Origin of the sequence: Cupriavidus taiwanensis (genome assembly GCF_900250075.1) — a bacterium.
GTDB lineage: Bacteria > Pseudomonadota > Gammaproteobacteria > Burkholderiales > Burkholderiaceae > Cupriavidus > Cupriavidus taiwanensis_C.
Genome location: NZ_LT977071.1, coordinates 615,927 through 631,119, shown reverse-complemented (window position 1 = coordinate 631,119; position 15,193 = coordinate 615,927). Strand labels below are relative to the sequence as shown.

The window sequence follows — 15,193 nt, the reverse complement described above, 5'->3', positions numbered from 1 at the left end:
GCGTGCCGGTTCAGTAGTGCGGCGGAATTTCCTGCAAGGGGTCGGCGTCGGCCGCGGTGGTGGCGGCGCTGCGCACCTGCTGGTAAAGCGCGCGGAACTGCTCCTGCAACAGGTCGATCTGCTGCTGCTGGCGCGCCACGGTGCTGTTCAGGGTATCGAGCAGGTCTTCCTGGAAGGCGAGCTTGATTTCGAGTTCGTTGATGCGATCGTCCATGGCTAGGTTTCTCCGGCGGGCGGCGCGCATTGTAAACCCTCCCCGGGCTGTGGCCCGAAGCGCGCGCCGCTGGCCGGGAACCTGCGCCCCGGCTTACTTGGGCGCGGTCAGCAGCATCCACATGATGCCGAAACGGTCGGCCACCATGCCGAACTGCTCGGCGAAGAAGGTCTTGTCCAGCGGCATCAGCACCTGGCCGCCTTCCTTCAGGCCGTTGAACGCCTTTTCGACCCCGGCCTTGTCGGGAAACGTGATCGCCAGGCCGAAACCCTGGAACGCGACCTGGTTCGAGCACTGCCCGTCGGAGGCCAGGATGATGCTGTCGCCGACCTGGAATTCCAGGTGCATGACCTTGTCCTGCGCGCCCGCGCCGGGCTGGCAGCCTTCGCCGCCCTTGCCGGCGTCGGGGTTGTCGGCAAAGGTCATGCGGGCGTTGACCTTGGCGCCGAGGGTCTGCTTGTAGAACTCGACCGCTTCGTCGCAACGGCCTTCGAAAAACAGATAGGGCTGGACTTGCATGACAACTCCTGTGAAGGGGCGGCCTGTGGGGCTGTAGGGGCCACCGGGATCTCGGCAACATGGCGACACGCTTTGTGTACGCCGTCCACAATACCTTAGCAAAGAACATGGACGGCGTCCACATTAAACGCGCTGGCGGCGCGGTGGGGCGGCTGCCGGAACGCCGGCGGAGGTGCACTAGAATGGCCGGCGACAGCGCCCGCCCGGCGCCAACCGTTTCGACTGCCGCGGCCCGAATGGAGTTGCCTTGCGTTACGAACTGACCGACCTCCGCCTGTTCCAGGCCATTGCCGATGCGCAAAGCCTGTCGGGCGGCGCATCGGCCACCCACATCACCGCGTCGGCGGCGAGCTACCGGCTGAAGAACCTCGAGCACGCCATGGGCACGCCGTTGTTCGTGCGCACGGCGCGCGGCATGGAGCTGACGCCGGCCGGCGAAACCCTGCTGGTCCATGTGCGCGAACTGCTGCTGGGCGTCGAGCGCATGCATGGCGAGGTCGGGCGCTTCTCCGCCGGGCTGAAGGGCAATATCCGGCTGCTGGCCAACAGCAGCTCGCTCAACGGCTTCATCATTCCCAGCGTGAGCCACTTCCTGCTGGCCAATCCGGATGTGAACATCGACCTGGAGGAGCGCGCAAGCCAGGCGATCCTGGCCGCGGTGGCGGCGCATGAAGCCGATGTCGGCATCCTGGCGGGAGATTTCCATACCGGCGACGAAGCTGCCGGCGTGCGCTCGGTGCGCTACGCGCGCGACGAGCTGATCCTGGTGATGGCGGCCGAGCATCCGCTGGCGCGCGAGCCGGAGGTGCGCTTTGGCGCGGCGCTGGCGTTCGACTTTGTCTGCATGAGCCGCACCAGCAGCAACTTCCTGTTCCTGCGCGAGATGGCGCAGCGCGCCGGCAAGAGCCCCAATGTACGCCTGCATGCGCACAGCTTCGATGCGGTGCTGTCGCTGGCCGAGGCCGGCGTCGGCGTGGCGCTGGTGCCGCGCAGTGTCGCGGCGCAGGCGCTGCGCGAGGCGCGCGTGGCCGGGGTGCGGCTGGCCGAGCCGTGGGCCTTGCGCGAGCTGAACCTGATCGTGCGCGCCGACGGCAAGCTGCCGGCGTTTGCCGAGGCCTTTGCGCAGTTCCTGCTCAACGATCCGCGCGTGGCAGCCACGCGCGAAGGCGGCGCCGTGGCGGCCACGGCGCCGTAACTGCCTGTCCCACGCTTAGCCCGTCAGCGCTTGCGGTTCAGGAAGGTGGCCATGTGCTGCTGCGGCTCGCCGGTGTCGAAGGCGCTGCCGAACTCGGTCACGCTGTTGCCGATCGAGACCTCCAGCGGCGCGTCTTCCCACTCTCGCAGCAGGCGCTTCTGCTGGCGCACCGCGACCGGGCCAAAGCCCGCCAGCAGCGCGGCCACGCGCTCGACTTCCTGATCCAGTTCCGCCAGCGGCACCACGCGGCTGACCAGCCCCCACTGCAGCGCCTCGGCCGCGTTGGAGATCTCGCCCGTCAGCAGCATCCACGCGGTGCGCGCATTGCCGATCAGGCGCGGCATCAGCGCGGCATGGATCACCGACGGGATGCCGACCTTTACCTCGGGCATGCCCAGCTGCGCGGTGTCGGCGGCGATGCGCAGGTCGCACGCCAGTGCCAGTTCCAGCCCCCCGCCCAGGCACCAGCCCGGCATGCGCGCGATCACCGGCACCGGCAGGTGGCGCACGGCATCGCACAACCGGCGCAGGCCGCTGATAAAGGCCTCGGCGCTGGCGCGGTCGAGCGCGGCCATCTCCTTGATGTCGGCGCCGCCGATGAAACCCTTGTCGCCGGTGCCGCGCAGCACCAGCACGCGCAGCGCGTCATGGGCGGCCAGCGCTTCGATCGCGCGCGTAAGCGAGGCGATCACCGGCGTGCTCAGGATATTGAGCGAGCCGGCCTCGCGGATGGTGACGGTGGCAATGCCGCGCGCGTCGATCTCGACGCCGGCGTGCGATTCCTGCTGAAGTGTGCTCATGTCGGTCCTCTGGGCTTACTGGAGCTTGGTGAAGTGGATGGCCTCGACCACCTGCTGCCAGTGCGCGTTCTGCCCACGGATCAGGTCGCCAAAGGCCTTGCGCGAGGTCGGTGCCGGGATCGCGCCCTGTTTCTCGATGGCGGCGACCACCTCGGGCTCGGCCAGCACCTTGCGCACCGCGTCGTTGAGCTGGTCGAGGATGGCGGCGGGCGTGCCGGCCGGCGCGCCCAGGCCGAACCACGACGGGTTGTTCATCGCCGCCAGGCCGGCCTCGGCATAGGTGGGCACGTTGGGCAGCACCTTCAGGCGCTGCTTCGCGGCCACCGCCAGCGGCTTGAGGCGCCCGCCCTGGATCAGTCCGGACGACGACGGGATATTGTCGAACACCACCTGGATCTGCCCGGCCACAGCATCGTTGAGCGCCGGGCCCAGCCCCTTGTACGGCACGTGCAGCATGCGCGTGCCGGTGGTATTCATGAACAGCTCGCCGTTCATGTGGCTGAGGCCGCCGTTGCCGGACGAGCCGAACGAATATTTGCCGGGATTGGCCTTGAGCTGCTTGATGAAGGATGCCAGGTCCGTCGCCGGGAAGGCGGGATTGACCACCAGCACGTTGGGCACGTCGGCCAGGTTGCTGATCGGCGCGAAGTCCTTGACCGGGTCGTAGGCGGTCTTCAGGTAGACGTTGGGGTTGACCGCGTGCGAGCTTTCCACCTCCATCACCAGCGTGTAGCCGTCTGCCGGCTGCTTGGCCGCGTAGGCGCTGCCGACCGCGCCGCCGGCGCCGGGGCGGTTTTCGATCACCACTGGCTGGCCCAGCACCGGGCCCAGGCGGGTGCCGACGATGCGGGCAATGATGTCGGTGGTGCCGCCGGCCGCGTAGGGCACGATCAGCTTGATCGGCCGCTCGGGATAGGCGGCGTGCGCGCTGCTGGCAATGCCGAGCAGGGCCATGGCGAAAAGGGTTGGCTTCATCGGGATGTCTCCGGGTCGGGGTTATAGATGTCGTGGCAGAACGGTCAGCGCTGAGGGCTGTGTTCGCCCAGCAGCGGGGGCGGTGCCGGCGGGGCCTCGTGCCCGGCCAGCATCGGGTTGCGCACCATCGGCACGCGCCCCATCACGGGGTGCTCGGCCACCTGCATCAGCTTGCGGTGCCTGACCTGCGGATGGGCGAAGACTTCGTCCATGGTGTGGATCGGGCCCCAGGGCACGCCGGCGGCGTCGAAGGCCTCGGTCCAGGCGGCACGGGTGCGGGTGGGAAAGAGTTCGGTCAGCCGCGCGCGCAAGGCGTCCAGGTGTTCGATGCGCGCGGAATTGGTGGCGTAGCGCGGGTCCTGCGCTAGATCCGGCATGCCGGCCACGGCGCAGAAACGCGCGAACTGGCTGTCATTGCCGATCGCCAGGATCAGGTGGCCGTCGGCGCAGCGGAACACTTCATACGGCGCGCAGTTGGGATGGGCGTTGCCGCTGCGCTGCGGGTTCTGGCCCGACACCAGGTAGTTGGCGGCCTGGTTGGCATTCATCGCCACCGCCACGTCGAGCAGCGCGATGTCCAGGTGCGCGCCCACGCCGGTCGCCTGGCGCTGGTACAGCGCGGCCAGTACCGCGGAGGTGGCATACATGCCGGTGCTCAGGTCGACCACCGCGACGCCGGTGCGCAGCGGGCCGGCGCCGGGCGTGCCGTCGGGCTGGCCGGTGTAGCTCATGAGCCCGCCCATGCCCTGGAACACGTAGTCGTAGCCAGGCTTGTCCGCCATCGGCCCGCTCTGGCCGAAGCCGGTGATCGACAGGTAGACCAGGCGCGGGTTGATGGCCTTGAGCGTGTCGTAGTCCAGCCCGTAGCGGCGCAGCGTGCCGACCTTGTAGTTCTCGACCAGCACGTCGGCCGTGCGCGCCAGTTCGCGCACCTGCGCCGCGCCTTCGGGCGTGCCATAGTCGATCGCGAGCGAACGCTTGCCGCGGTTGCAGCAGATGAAGTAGCCGGACAGGCGCGGGTCGCCTTCGGTGCCGGCCGGTGCGTCGAGGTAGGGCGGGCCCCAGCCGCGGGTATCGTCGCCGCGTTCGGGGTGTTCGACCTTGGTCACCTCGGCGCCCAGGTCGGCCAGGTTCTGGGTACACCAGGGACCGGCCAGGATGCGCGACAAATCCAGGACCCGGACACCTTCCAGGGCGCGATGCAGCATGACGACTCCGCTTTCCGACAACAGTGCGGCGCAGTATAGGGAGGGGTATCGGGCCGAACCAGTCGAGAGTTTTGAAAGGCGCGTTCGTCGGATTTGAACGGTATGGCCGGGTCGCGTCCGGCGCGGCCGGGGTGGCGCCGGCGCCCCCGCCGGCCCCCGCGTTTGGCGCGTGGGCGCTGCCGTGTCACAATTCGCGTTTGGCACTGACTCGGCACGTGACTCGGCCGGCCGCGTCGCCGTGCTTCCCGCCGCCTCCGGCCGCTTGCGGTCGACGCCGTGGAAGCCCGCCCAAGAGCCGACAAATTCACATTGATTTTCTGGCGATGACTACCATCCTGCAGCACATTCCTACCGGCCAGCGCGTCGGTATCGCCTTCTCCGGCGGCCTTGACACCAGCGCGGCACTCCTCTGGATGCGCCAGAAGGGCGCCGTCCCCTACGCCTACACCGCCAACCTGGGCCAGCCGGACGAGCCCGACTACGACGACATCCCGCGCCGCGCCAAGGCCTACGGCGCCGAGGAAGCGCGCCTGGTCGACTGCCGCGCGCAGCTGGTGGCCGAGGGCATCGCGGCGCTGCAGTGCGGTGCCTTCCATATCTCCACCGCCGGCATCACCTACTTCAACACCACCCCGATCGGCCGCGCCGTCACCGGCACCATGCTGGTCGCCGCGATGAAGGAAGACGGCGTCAACATCTGGGGCGACGGCAGCACCTTCAAGGGCAACGACATCGAGCGCTTCTACCGCTACGGCCTGCTGACCAACCCCGGCCTGCAGATCTACAAGCCGTGGCTGGACCAGCAGTTCATCGACGAACTGGGCGGCCGCGCCGAGATGTCCGAGTTCATGCGCCAGAACGGTTTCGACTACAAGATGTCGGCCGAAAAGGCGTACTCGACCGACTCCAACATGCTGGGCGCCACCCACGAGGCCAAGGACCTGGAGCACCTGGATTCGGGCATCCGCATCGTCCAGCCGATCATGGGCGTGCAGTTCTGGCGCGATGACGTCGAAGTCAAGCGCGAGGAAGTCACGGTGCGCTTCGAGGAAGGCCAGCCGGTCGCGCTGAACGGCCAGACCTTCGCCAATGCCGTCGACCTGTTCATGGAAGCCAACCGCATCGGCGGCCGCCATGGCCTGGGCATGAGCGACCAGATCGAGAACCGCATCATCGAGGCCAAGAGCCGCGGCATCTACGAAGCCCCGGGCCTGGCGCTGCTGTTCATCGCCTACGAGCGCCTGATCACCGGCATCCACAACGAAGACACCATCGAGCAGTACCGCGACAACGGCCGCCGCCTGGGCCGCCTGCTGTACCAGGGCCGCTGGTTCGACCCGCAGGCCATCATGCTGCGCGAAACCGCCCAGCGCTGGGTGGCCGGCGCCATCACCGGCGAGGTCACCATCGAACTGCGCCGCGGCAACGACTACTCGATCCTGAACACCACCTCGCCCAACCTGACCTACAAGCCGGAACGGCTGACCATGGAAAAGGGCGAGTCGATGTTCACGCCGCTGGACCGCATCGGCCAGCTGACCATGCGCACGCTGGACATCGTCGATACCCGCGAGAAGCTGCAGACGTATGCCAAGACCGGCCTGCTGTCGACGCAGGTCAGCGCTTCGCTGCCGAAGCTGGAAGACTGAGCTTCGCGCTTCCCCGCCTGACGGCGGGGGCCGCCAGAAACCGGCACCTGAGGGTGCCGGTTTTTTTTGTCTCGGCGTTTTCCCCACCTGTCACGTAATGTCAAGCGAACGTCCCGGAATATCAAACCGCGTAGTCCCGATCGCCAGATACTGGCTGCGCTCACCCGCCACTCCGCGCGGGTACTGAACACACGGCGGCGCCAAGACCGCCGGCCGGCTTCCGGAGACGCCCATGCCCAGATCCCGCCTTGCCCTTGCCGCCGCATCCGCCGCGCCCACGCCGGCCGCGCCCGCGGCTGCCGGACCGCGCTATGCGTGGCTGGTGTTTGCGCTGACCTTTGCGCTGCTGCTGTCGGACTACATGTCGCGCCAGGTGCTCAATGCCGTGTTTCCGCTGTTGAAGGCCGAATGGCAGCTGGGGGATACGGAACTGGGCGCGCTCGGCGGGGTGGTGGCGCTGATGGTGGGCGTGCTGGCGCTTCCGCTGTCGCTGCTGGCCGACCGCTGGGGCCGCGTGCGCAGCCTGATCCTGATGGCGGCGCTGTGGAGCCTGGCCACGCTGGGCTGCGCGCTGGCGGGCAGCTTTGGGCAGATGTTCCTGGCGCGGCTGTGCGTCGGCATCGGCGAGGCCGCCTACGGCAGCGTCGGCATCGCGGTGGTGGTGTCGGTGTTCCCGCGCCACCTGCGCGCCAGCCTCAGCGCTGCGTTCATCGCCGGCGGCGCGTTCGGCTCGGTGCTGGGCATGGGACTGGGCGGCATCCTGTCCGCACATTTCGGCTGGCGCATGGCCTTTGCCGGGATGGCCGCGTTCGGGCTGGCGATGGTGGCCTGCTATGCGCTGACGATCAGCGAGCAGCGGCTGCGCCGGCTGCAGCAGCGTATTGGCGCCACTGAGGACGGCAACCGCGACGCGGCCACGGCGTGCCAGCTGGCGCCGCGCCGGATCGTGCGCGAACTGCTGACGCTGCCCTCGATGCTGTGCGCCTGTGCCGGCAGCGCCTTGCAACTGCTGGTGATGGCCGCGCTGCTGGCGTGGCTGCCGAGCTTCCTGGCGCGTGAGTACGGCATGGCAACCGGGCGGGCTGGTGTGGCGGCGGCGTTGCTGGTGCTGGTAGCGGGCGCCGGCATGGTGGCCTGCGGCGCGCTGACCGACCGCGTGGCGCGGCGCGCGCCCGGGCGCAAATGGCACATGGCCATCGCCTACAGCCTGGTCTGCTGCGTATTGCTGATGACGGCGTTCCGGCTGCCCGCCGGCACGGCCCAGCTGGTGCTGATCGGCGCGGGCATGCTGGTGGTGGGCGGCTGCGCCGGCCCGGCCAGCGCGATGGTGGCCAACCTGACGCGGCCTGCCATCCACGCCACCGCGTTTGCGACGCTGACGCTTATCAACAACCTGCTAGGCCTGGCGCCAGGCCCGTTCCTGACCGGCGTGCTGGCCGACCGCATCGGCCTGAGCGGCGCGCTGCAATGGATGCCGCTGGCCGGCGCCGCCGCCACGCTGCTGTTCTGCATCGGCCGCCGTCACTATGCCGCGGACCTGCGGCGCCTGGATGGCCAACCCGTGCCCCACGCCGTTCCTGTCTGACTTTTTCTGATCCCACCATGACTGCTACCCCTTCGCCCACCATCCTGATGGTGCCGGGCTTGCGCGACCACGTCGCCGAGCACTGGCAGACCCTGCTCCAGGCCGAGCTTCAGGCACAAGGGCATGATGCCCGCTGCGTGCCGCCGCTGGAGCACGACAAGCTCAGCCGCACCGCCCGTGTCGCCGCGCTCGATGCCGCTCTGGCGGACATCGACGGGCCGGTGGTGCTGGTCGCGCACAGCGCCGGCGTGATGATCACCGTGCATTGGGCGGCGTTGCACCGCCGCCCAATACGTGGCGCGCTGCTGGTGACGCCGCCGGACTTCACGCAGCCGCTGCCGCCGGGCTATCCGGCGCAGCAAGCGCTGGCGCAAGCCGGCTGGCTGCCGACGCCGCTGGCGCCGTTGCCGTTTCCCAGCCTGGTGGCGGCCAGCCGCAACGATCCGCTGGCGAGCCATGCGCGCGTCACTGAAATGGCCGCCGCGTGGGGCAGTGGGCTGGTGGACCTGGGCAACGTCGGCCACCTCAACCCGGCCGCCGGCTACGGTCCCTGGCCGCGCGCCCATGCCCTGCTGGCGGAACTGGACGCGCTGGTCGTGCAGCAGGCCTGAGCGCGCCGCAGCGCGCGTCACGACAAGAACATCCGGCCACCAAGGCCGGGCCAACAAGGAGGAGAGAGATGAAAACCAGAAACACCGTCATGGCCCTGATACTGGGGTGCCCGCTGGCGGCCGTCGCGCAATCGTCGGTCACGCTGTATGGCGTGGCCGACATCAACGTCGAATATGTGAACCGCGTCGGCGCCGTACCGGTCGCCGCGAATGGCTTCAACCGCGGGCCGGGCGACAAGGTGTTCCGCATGGACTCGGGCGGCCTGTCCGGCTCGCGCTGGGGCCTGCGCGGCATGGAGGACCTGGGTTCCGGATGGCAGGCATCGTTTGTGCTGGAAAGCGGCTTCGGCGTGGACAACGGCGCGTTGCAGCAAGCCGGGCGCCTGTTCGGTCGCCAGGCCTTTGTCGCCGTGCGCCACGCCAACATGGGCCAGCTCAGCCTGGGCCGCCAGTACACCTCGATCTTCGAAGCCCTGGCGAATTTCTCGCCCACGGCCTACGCCACGCAATACGAACCGGTGGTGCTGCAGGCGGGCCCCAACTTCCGCGAGGACAACACCGTCAAGTACACCGGCCAGTTCGGCCCGCTGACGGCGCGCGCGCACTGGTCGTTCGGCGTCGGGCTGGCACTGCCGCAGACGGTCGGCATCGCCACGCCGATCGGGGGCAACGGCGAAGTGCCGGGGCAGTTCCGCCGCGATACCGCCTATGGCGCCTCGCTGGCGTATGCCGCCGGACCCTTCGGCGCCACCGTCGGCTACGACCAGTGGAATCCAACCATCGGCACCAGCAGCGGCACGCTGCGCAAGGCCGTGGTGGGCGCCAGCTACACCTTCGGCCCGGCCAAGATCATGGGCGGCTATCGCTGGGGCCAGAACAAGAACGCCGCCGACGTGGTGATCCAGCGCGACGACTTTTACTGGATCGGTGCCAACTACCAGGTCACTCCGGCCGTGGGGCTGACGCTCGAATACAACTACGACAACGTCAGGAGCCTGTTCGGCGACACGCACGTGGCCAATCCGTGGCAGCTGGCCTTTATCGCCAACTATGCATTCTCGAAACGCACCGACGTGTACGTGTCCACCGCCTATGCGCGCAATGCCGGGCTGATGCTGGAATCGCTGGCCACGGTCTATGCCAACAGCCTGTCGCTGAGCAACAGCTATGCCGCGGCCAACGGGCAACGCAGCATGGTGGGCGTGGCGCTGGGGATCCGGCACAAGTTCTGATCCGGGCCTTGCTGCCAGACGGGGCTCGTTATGGCCGCCGCGCGTGGTTGCGCAGGCGGCTTTTTTTACTGTCCGGACTGCGCCCGCCAAGCCGACACGCTGCGCCCGAAGCGTGCGCTGAACCAGCGCGAGAACGCGCTCAGCGACGAAAAGCCGAGCAGCGCCGCTACTTCTGAAAGCGGCCGCTCGCGGTTCTCCAGGTAACGGATCACCAGGTCGGCGCGGGCTTCGGCGAGGATGTCGGAGTAGCTGGTGTGCGCCTGCTCCAGGCGCCGGTGCACGGTGCGGCGGTCGACGCTGAGATGCTGGGCCACGCGTTCCACCGAGCACAGCCCGGTCGGCAGCAGCGCGTACACCAGCTTGCGCACCATGTCCGGCATGGTGGCCGCGGTCGACTGCGCCAGCAGCGTGCCGAGATATTGCTTCACCTGCTGCGCCATCACCGGGTCGTACGACGGCAAGGGCGCTTCCAGGTCCGCCGCCTGGCAGACGATGCCGTCGAAATCCTGGTTGAACGAGCCGGCCATGCCGAACACGCGCGTGTACGTCGCCGTGCTGGCCGGCGCCGGGTGCGTGAAGCAGATGCTGCGCGGCCGCCAGGATGGCCCCAGGAACAGCTTCAGCATGCGGAACATCACGCCCACCGCCAGGTCGGTCGCCTGCCGCAACGTGCCCGGCGCTTCGCTGAGGACCTGCAGCCGGATCATCACCAGGTCGTCGCTGTCTTCGACGCGCATCGCCAGCGCTTCATTCTGCAGCCCCATGTAGCGGACCATCGACTCCAGCGCCCGGCGCAGCGTCGGTTCCTCGCGCACCACGAAAGCCAGCGGGCCGAGATTGGAGAACTCGCGCAGCTCGGCCATGCGCAGGCCGAAATCCTCGGCCCCGGCGGCGCGCGCCGACGCATCCAGCAAGCGACCCACCGAGGTCGCCGGGATGCGGATGTCGGGGTCGAGCAGCACCGAGCGGTTGATCTTCGCGGCCCTGAGCTGCTGGTACGGGTCCAGCCCCAGCGCACGCGCGACTTCGACGTAGTTGGTCAGGCTGGCACTGCGCAGGTAGTAGGACATGACAGCGGCTTCCGGGCTTTCCCTGAGTGTCCCGAAATGTAAATCGGTTGTCCCGGATCGTCAAATCGCGGCGGTCCGTTGACCGATACTCCAGTCACCAACCAACCGGAGCGATCTATGCAATTCCTCGACGATTCCCTGCACCCCGAGAACATGGACAAGGTGGTGATCACCGTGGCCCCGTATGGCCCCGAGTGGATGCCGCAGGACTTCCCCGAGGACATCCCGGTGACCATGGAGGAACAGGTGCAGAAGGCGGTCGATTGCTACAACGCCGGCGCCACGGTGCTGCACCTGCATGTGCGCGAACTCGACGGCAAGGGCTCCAAGCGCCTGTCCAAGTTCAACGAGCTGATCGCCGGCGTGCGCGCCGCGGTGCCGGACATGATCATCCAGGTCGGCGGCTCGATCTCGTTCGCGCCGGAGGATGACGGCCAGGAGGCCAAGTGGCTGTCCGACGACACCCGGCACATGCTGGCGGAGCTGCAGCCCAAGCCCGACCAGGTCACCGTGGCCATCAACACCACGCAGATGAACATCATGGAGCTGCTCTATCCGGAGTACCTGAAGGGGACTTCGCTGGAGCACCCGGCCTACCAGGCCGCCTACCGCGAGATGACGGTGCCGGCCGGCCCGGGCTGGGTGGAAGAGCACCTGCGCCGGCTGCAGGCGTCGGGCATCCAGCCGCATTTCCAGCTGACCGGCATGCATGCGCTGGAAACGCTCGAGCGGCTGGTGCGCGCGGGCGTCTACACCGGTCCGCTGAACCTGACCTGGATCGGCATCGGCGGCGGCTTTGACGGCCCCAACCCGTTCAACTTCTTCAACTTCGTGCACCGCGCCCCGGACGGCTGCACGCTGACCGCCGAGTCGCTGCTGAAGAACGTGCTGCCGTTCAACATGATGGCGATGGCGATGGGCCTGCATCCGCGCTGCGGCATCGAGGACACCATCATCGACCAGCACGGCAAGCGCATGACCTCGGTGCAGCAGATCGAGCAGTGCGTGCGCGTGGCGCGCGAGCTGGGCCGCGAGATTGCCTCGGGCCAGGAAGCGCGCGAGATCTACCGCATCGGCACCTGGTACGACAGCGCCGAGGCCACGCTGCAGGCCAACGGCATGGCCCCCAACCGCAAGTCGGGGCAGAAGAACCTGCCGCTGCGCGCGGCCGCCTGACGGCCGTGGGCGGGGCCGGCCACGCGGCCGGCCCGCGCCAGCCACCCGGAGCCGCCGATGCATCACCACGACGCCCTCGCCAATCCCTGCATCAACATCTGCAGGATGGACCTGGCCAACCGCTATTGCCAGGGCTGCGGCCGGACCCGGCTGGAAATCGGCCGCTGGCTGCGCATGAGCGAGGCCGAACGCGCGCAAGTGCTGGCCGCGCTGCCGGCACGCCGCGCAAGCAGCAGCCATACTAGATAACGGAGACAACATGACCACCCGACCCGCCTTCCTGCTGCGCATCGCCGCCGCGGCGGCCACCCTCGCGCTGGCCGCGCCCTCTGCCATGGCCTGGACCAGCAAGCCGGTCCGCATGCTGGTGCCGGCTCCGGCCGGCGGCACCATGGACGTGCTAGCGCGGCTGCTGGCGGACCAGCTGTCCGCGGACCTTGGCCACCCCGTGGTGGTCGACAACAAGCCTGGCGCCGGCGGTGGCATTGCCATCACCAACATGCTGGCCGCGCCCGCTGATGGCCAGACCATCATGGTCACCGCCAGCAATGTGTTGACCGAGATCCCGCATGTGCTCAAGCAGCCGTTCGACCCGCTGAAAGACGTCAGGCCCGTCGCCGCCGTGGCGCGTTCGCGCATGGTGATGATTGGCGCGCCTGGCCTGCCGGCCAAGGACCTGAAGGGCCTGGTCAGCTATGCCCGGGCCAATCCGGGCAAGCTCAGCTTTGCCTCGTACAGCGCCGGCACCGCCTCGCACTACGCCGGCATGATCATGAACCAGAAGGCCGGGCTGGACCTGCAGCATGTGCCCTTCGCCGGCTCGGCGCCGGCGCTGGCGCAGGTGATGGGCAACCAGATCGCGGTGATGTACGACGGCATGGTGACCTCGCTGCCGATGATCCGCGCCGGCAAGGTGCAGGTCTATGCCGTGGCATCGAAGAGCCGCTCGGCGCTGCTGCCGCAGGTGCCGACGTTCGCGGAAATGGGTTACCCCGACATGGAGTTCAGCAACTGGGTGGGCGTGATTGCGTCGTCGAAGCTGTCGCCCGAACTGGCCGAGAAGATCCACGCGGCGGCCTACAAGGCTGCGGCTTCTGCCAAGGTGCGTGACCGGATGGAGGCGCTCGGCTATGAGCCGCTGCCGGCGCAGCCCCTGCCGCAACTGAGCGAATCCGTGCGCACGGAGTTCGAGCGCAATGCCGGCATTGTCAAGGCGTTCAATATCCAGCAGTAAAGCCCTGCCTGGCAATGCAAAAGGGCAGCCTCGGAAGAGGCTGCCCTTTCGCTTTCCTGCCGCCCGTTCAGGCGCCGGTGGCGCGCAAGCGCTTCTTGTCGATCTTGCCGACGCTGGTCTTCGGGATCCCGTCGACAAACAGGATGCGCTCAGGTTCCGGCACCGCATACTTGCTGAGCCGGTTGGCCTCGACGCGCGCCAGCAGCGACGCGCGAATCGCTTCCGCGGTGACGGTGGCGCCAGGCTTGCGCACCACGTATGCCACCGGCCGCTCGCCCCAGCGGGCGTCCGGCACGCCGATGACCGCGCACTCCTGCACGCCCGGCACCTGGGTGACCAGGCCCTCGACCTCGATCGACGAGACCCACTCGCCGCCGGTCTTGATCACGTCCTTGATCCGGTCGACGATCTGCACGAAGCCGTCGGCGCCCATCACCGCGATGTCCTGCGTATGCAGGTAGCCGCCGGCCCACAGCTCGGCCGATGCCTCGGGTTTGCCGTGGTAGGCGCGGGTCAGGAACGGCGCGCGCAGCACGATCTCGCCGCGCGCCGTGCCGTCGCGTGGCACGTCGTGCATGGACTCGTCCACCAGGCGGAAGTCCACCATCGCCACCGGACGGCCCGTCGAGCAGCGCATGCGCACCTCGGTCTCGCGATCGGCATTGGCGTGCCCCGGGGGCAACTGCGCCAGCGCGACGATGGGGCCGGTCTCCGACATGCCATAGCCGGCAAACACGTCCATGCCGCGCTCGAGCGCGGCCTCGCACAACGCCGGCGGCAGCGCCGAGCCGCCGATGATGAGCTTCCAGCCCGACAAGTCCTGGCCGCTTGCCTGCGCCGCCTGCAGCAGCATCTGCAGCAAGGTCGGCACGCAGTGCGAGAACGTGACCCCCTCGGTCTCGCGCAACTGCAGCAAGACATCCGGCGCGTAGCGTCCCGGCAGCACGATGCGCAGCCCGAGCATGACCGCGACATAGGGGATGCCCCAGGCCAGCACGTGGAACATCGGCGTGATCGGCATGTAGACGTCTTCCCGGTGCAGGCGCTGCCCTTCGCGCGGCGCGCACAGGCTGGTGGCCGAGGCCAGCGCATGCAGCACGATGTCGCGATGGCTGTAGCACACGCCCTTGGGGTCGCCGGTGGTGCCGGTGGTGTAGAAGGTGGCGGCGCGGGTGTTCTCGTCGAACTCGGGGAAATCGAAGTCGGGCGAGGCCGCTTGCAGCAGCGCCTCGTACTCGCCGCGCAGCGGCAGCGAGGTCGGCGGCATCGGCTGGCCGTCGGCCAGCAGGACAAAACCGCGCACGCTGGTCAGCTGGTCGCGGATCTCTTCCACCACGGGCAGGAAGTCCGGATGGAGCAGCACCACCTCGGCGCCGGAATCGTTCAGCGTGTACAGGATCTGCTGCGCCGACAGCCGCACGTTGACCGTGAACAGCGTCGCGCCCATCATCGGCACGCCGAAATAGCACTCCAGGTAGCGATGGCTGTCCCAGTCCATCACCGCCACGGTGGTGCCGTGCGCCACGCCCTGCGCAGCCAGCGCGGAAGCCAGCCGGCCAACGCGCTGGCGGAACTCGCGATAGCTGTGGCGCAGTTGTCCGCGGTACGTGATCTGCTGGTCGCCGTACAGCGACAGCGAATTGAGCAGCAGCTGGCGGACCAGCAGGGGATAGGCATAGGCCTGCGGGGCCGCAGGCACAAGGTGTGATTGCATTTGTGTCTTCC

General features: G+C 68.4%; 15 protein-coding genes. 8 read left to right on the top strand and 7 right to left on the bottom strand.

Annotated elements, in window-relative coordinates:
* Window positions 1-10: 10 nt before the first annotated feature.
* Together CBM2588_RS19330 and CBM2588_RS19325 are read right to left on the bottom strand one after the other, a co-directional pair.
* Window positions 11-214, bottom strand: coding sequence for a SlyX family protein (locus CBM2588_RS19330; protein ID WP_115682029.1), 204 nt, complete (start codon window positions 212-214; stop codon window positions 11-13).
* Window positions 215-307: 93 nt separating this feature from the next.
* Window positions 308-733, bottom strand: a complete 426-nt coding sequence (locus tag CBM2588_RS19325) for a VOC family protein (protein WP_111520773.1) — start codon at window positions 731-733, stop codon at window positions 308-310.
* Window positions 734-980: 247 nt separating this feature from the next.
* Between CBM2588_RS19325 and CBM2588_RS19320 the strand changes: the two genes are divergently transcribed.
* Complete coding sequence (locus CBM2588_RS19320; RefSeq protein WP_115682028.1) at window positions 981-1,928, top strand: LysR family transcriptional regulator; 948 nt, start codon at window positions 981-983, stop codon at window positions 1,926-1,928.
* Between the two features lie 23 nt (window positions 1,929-1,951).
* Here CBM2588_RS19320 and CBM2588_RS19315 read toward each other — a convergent pair whose 3' ends face one another.
* The 3 genes from CBM2588_RS19315 to CBM2588_RS19305 are packed head-to-tail and all read right to left on the bottom strand — an operon-like array spanning window position 1,952 to window position 4,911.
* On the bottom strand, window positions 1,952-2,728 hold the full coding sequence (locus CBM2588_RS19315) for an enoyl-CoA hydratase (RefSeq protein WP_115682027.1): 777 nt from the start codon (window positions 2,726-2,728) through the stop codon (window positions 1,952-1,954).
* A gap of 15 nt (window positions 2,729-2,743) precedes the next feature.
* On the bottom strand, window positions 2,744-3,703 hold the full coding sequence (locus CBM2588_RS19310) for a Bug family tripartite tricarboxylate transporter substrate binding protein (protein WP_115682026.1): 960 nt from the start codon (window positions 3,701-3,703) through the stop codon (window positions 2,744-2,746).
* Window positions 3,704-3,747: 44 nt separating this feature from the next.
* Window positions 3,748-4,911, bottom strand: a complete 1,164-nt coding sequence (locus CBM2588_RS19305; protein WP_115682025.1) for a CaiB/BaiF CoA transferase family protein — start codon at window positions 4,909-4,911, stop codon at window positions 3,748-3,750.
* Window positions 4,912-5,234: 323 nt separating this feature from the next.
* On the opposite strand from CBM2588_RS19305, the gene argG reads away from it, so the two are divergent.
* The 4 genes from argG (at window position 5,235) to CBM2588_RS19285 (ending at window position 9,988) form a co-directional block, all read left to right on the top strand.
* Window positions 5,235-6,560: an argininosuccinate synthase gene (gene argG / locus CBM2588_RS19300; RefSeq protein WP_012357049.1), complete on the top strand. Its 1,326-nt coding sequence runs from the start codon at window positions 5,235-5,237 to the stop codon at window positions 6,558-6,560.
* Window positions 6,561-6,792: 232 nt separating this feature from the next.
* Window positions 6,793-8,145, top strand: coding sequence for an MFS transporter (locus tag CBM2588_RS19295; RefSeq protein ID WP_115682024.1), 1,353 nt, complete (start codon window positions 6,793-6,795; stop codon window positions 8,143-8,145).
* Between the two features lie 17 nt (window positions 8,146-8,162).
* Window positions 8,163-8,756: an RBBP9/YdeN family alpha/beta hydrolase gene (locus CBM2588_RS19290; RefSeq protein ID WP_115682023.1), complete on the top strand. Its 594-nt coding sequence runs from the start codon at window positions 8,163-8,165 to the stop codon at window positions 8,754-8,756.
* A gap of 68 nt (window positions 8,757-8,824) precedes the next feature.
* A complete protein-coding gene (locus CBM2588_RS19285; RefSeq protein WP_115682022.1) occupies window positions 8,825-9,988 on the top strand; it encodes a porin in 1,164 nt (387 codons plus the stop codon).
* 65 nt (window positions 9,989-10,053) lie between these two features.
* On the opposite strand, the gene CBM2588_RS19280 is transcribed toward CBM2588_RS19285, so the two are convergent.
* On the bottom strand, window positions 10,054-11,058 hold the full coding sequence (locus CBM2588_RS19280) for an AraC family transcriptional regulator (protein WP_115682021.1): 1,005 nt from the start codon (window positions 11,056-11,058) through the stop codon (window positions 10,054-10,056).
* A 117-nt stretch (window positions 11,059-11,175) separates the two neighbouring features.
* On the opposite strand from CBM2588_RS19280, the gene CBM2588_RS19275 reads away from it, so the two are divergent.
* Genes CBM2588_RS19275 through CBM2588_RS19265 form a run of 3 tightly spaced genes read left to right on the top strand, consistent with a single transcriptional unit; the run spans window position 11,176 to window position 13,468 of the window.
* Window positions 11,176-12,234 carry a 3-keto-5-aminohexanoate cleavage protein gene (locus CBM2588_RS19275; RefSeq protein ID WP_092315018.1) on the top strand — a complete coding sequence of 353 codons (1,059 nt, stop codon included), beginning with the start codon at window positions 11,176-11,178 and terminating at the stop codon, window positions 12,232-12,234.
* A gap of 57 nt (window positions 12,235-12,291) precedes the next feature.
* Window positions 12,292-12,483, top strand: a complete 192-nt coding sequence (locus CBM2588_RS19270) for a DUF1289 domain-containing protein (protein ID WP_115682020.1) — start codon at window positions 12,292-12,294, stop codon at window positions 12,481-12,483.
* A gap of 10 nt (window positions 12,484-12,493) precedes the next feature.
* Window positions 12,494-13,468 carry a Bug family tripartite tricarboxylate transporter substrate binding protein gene (locus CBM2588_RS19265; protein WP_115682019.1) on the top strand — a complete coding sequence of 325 codons (975 nt, stop codon included), beginning with the start codon at window positions 12,494-12,496 and terminating at the stop codon, window positions 13,466-13,468.
* A 67-nt stretch (window positions 13,469-13,535) separates the two neighbouring features.
* On the opposite strand, the gene CBM2588_RS19260 is transcribed toward CBM2588_RS19265, so the two are convergent.
* Window positions 13,536-15,182 (bottom strand): fatty acid--CoA ligase, encoded by a 1,647-nt coding sequence (locus CBM2588_RS19260; RefSeq protein ID WP_115682018.1) that lies wholly within the window; start codon window positions 15,180-15,182, stop codon window positions 13,536-13,538.
* Between the last annotated feature and the right edge of the window lie 11 nt (window positions 15,183-15,193).

What these genes read in the sequence shown, in the direction of transcription:
- CBM2588_RS19290 (WP_115682023.1), top strand. Translation starts at nt 8,163, where the DNA reads ATGACTGCTACCCCTTCGCCCACCATCCTGATGGTGCCGGGCTTGCGC.
- CBM2588_RS19260 (WP_115682018.1), bottom strand. Translation starts at nt 15,182, where the DNA reads ATGCAATCACACCTTGTGCCTGCGGCCCCGCAGGCCTATGCCTATCCC.
- CBM2588_RS19325 (WP_111520773.1), bottom strand. Translation starts at nt 733, where the DNA reads ATGCAAGTCCAGCCCTATCTGTTTTTCGAAGGCCGTTGCGACGAAGCG.
- CBM2588_RS19295 (WP_115682024.1), top strand. Translation starts at nt 6,793, where the DNA reads ATGCCCAGATCCCGCCTTGCCCTTGCCGCCGCATCCGCCGCGCCCACG.
- CBM2588_RS19285 (WP_115682022.1), top strand. Translation starts at nt 8,825, where the DNA reads ATGAAAACCAGAAACACCGTCATGGCCCTGATACTGGGGTGCCCGCTG.
- CBM2588_RS19270 (WP_115682020.1), top strand. Translation starts at nt 12,292, where the DNA reads ATGCATCACCACGACGCCCTCGCCAATCCCTGCATCAACATCTGCAGG.
- CBM2588_RS19265 (WP_115682019.1), top strand. Translation starts at nt 12,494, where the DNA reads ATGACCACCCGACCCGCCTTCCTGCTGCGCATCGCCGCCGCGGCGGCC.
- CBM2588_RS19330 (WP_115682029.1), bottom strand. Translation starts at nt 214, where the DNA reads ATGGACGATCGCATCAACGAACTCGAAATCAAGCTCGCCTTCCAGGAA.
- CBM2588_RS19305 (WP_115682025.1), bottom strand. Translation starts at nt 4,911, where the DNA reads ATGCTGCATCGCGCCCTGGAAGGTGTCCGGGTCCTGGATTTGTCGCGC.
- CBM2588_RS19275 (WP_092315018.1), top strand. Translation starts at nt 11,176, where the DNA reads ATGCAATTCCTCGACGATTCCCTGCACCCCGAGAACATGGACAAGGTG.
- CBM2588_RS19310 (WP_115682026.1), bottom strand. Translation starts at nt 3,703, where the DNA reads ATGAAGCCAACCCTTTTCGCCATGGCCCTGCTCGGCATTGCCAGCAGC.
- argG (WP_012357049.1), top strand. Translation starts at nt 5,235, where the DNA reads ATGACTACCATCCTGCAGCACATTCCTACCGGCCAGCGCGTCGGTATC.
- CBM2588_RS19315 (WP_115682027.1), bottom strand. Translation starts at nt 2,728, where the DNA reads ATGAGCACACTTCAGCAGGAATCGCACGCCGGCGTCGAGATCGACGCG.
- CBM2588_RS19280 (WP_115682021.1), bottom strand. Translation starts at nt 11,058, where the DNA reads ATGTCCTACTACCTGCGCAGTGCCAGCCTGACCAACTACGTCGAAGTC.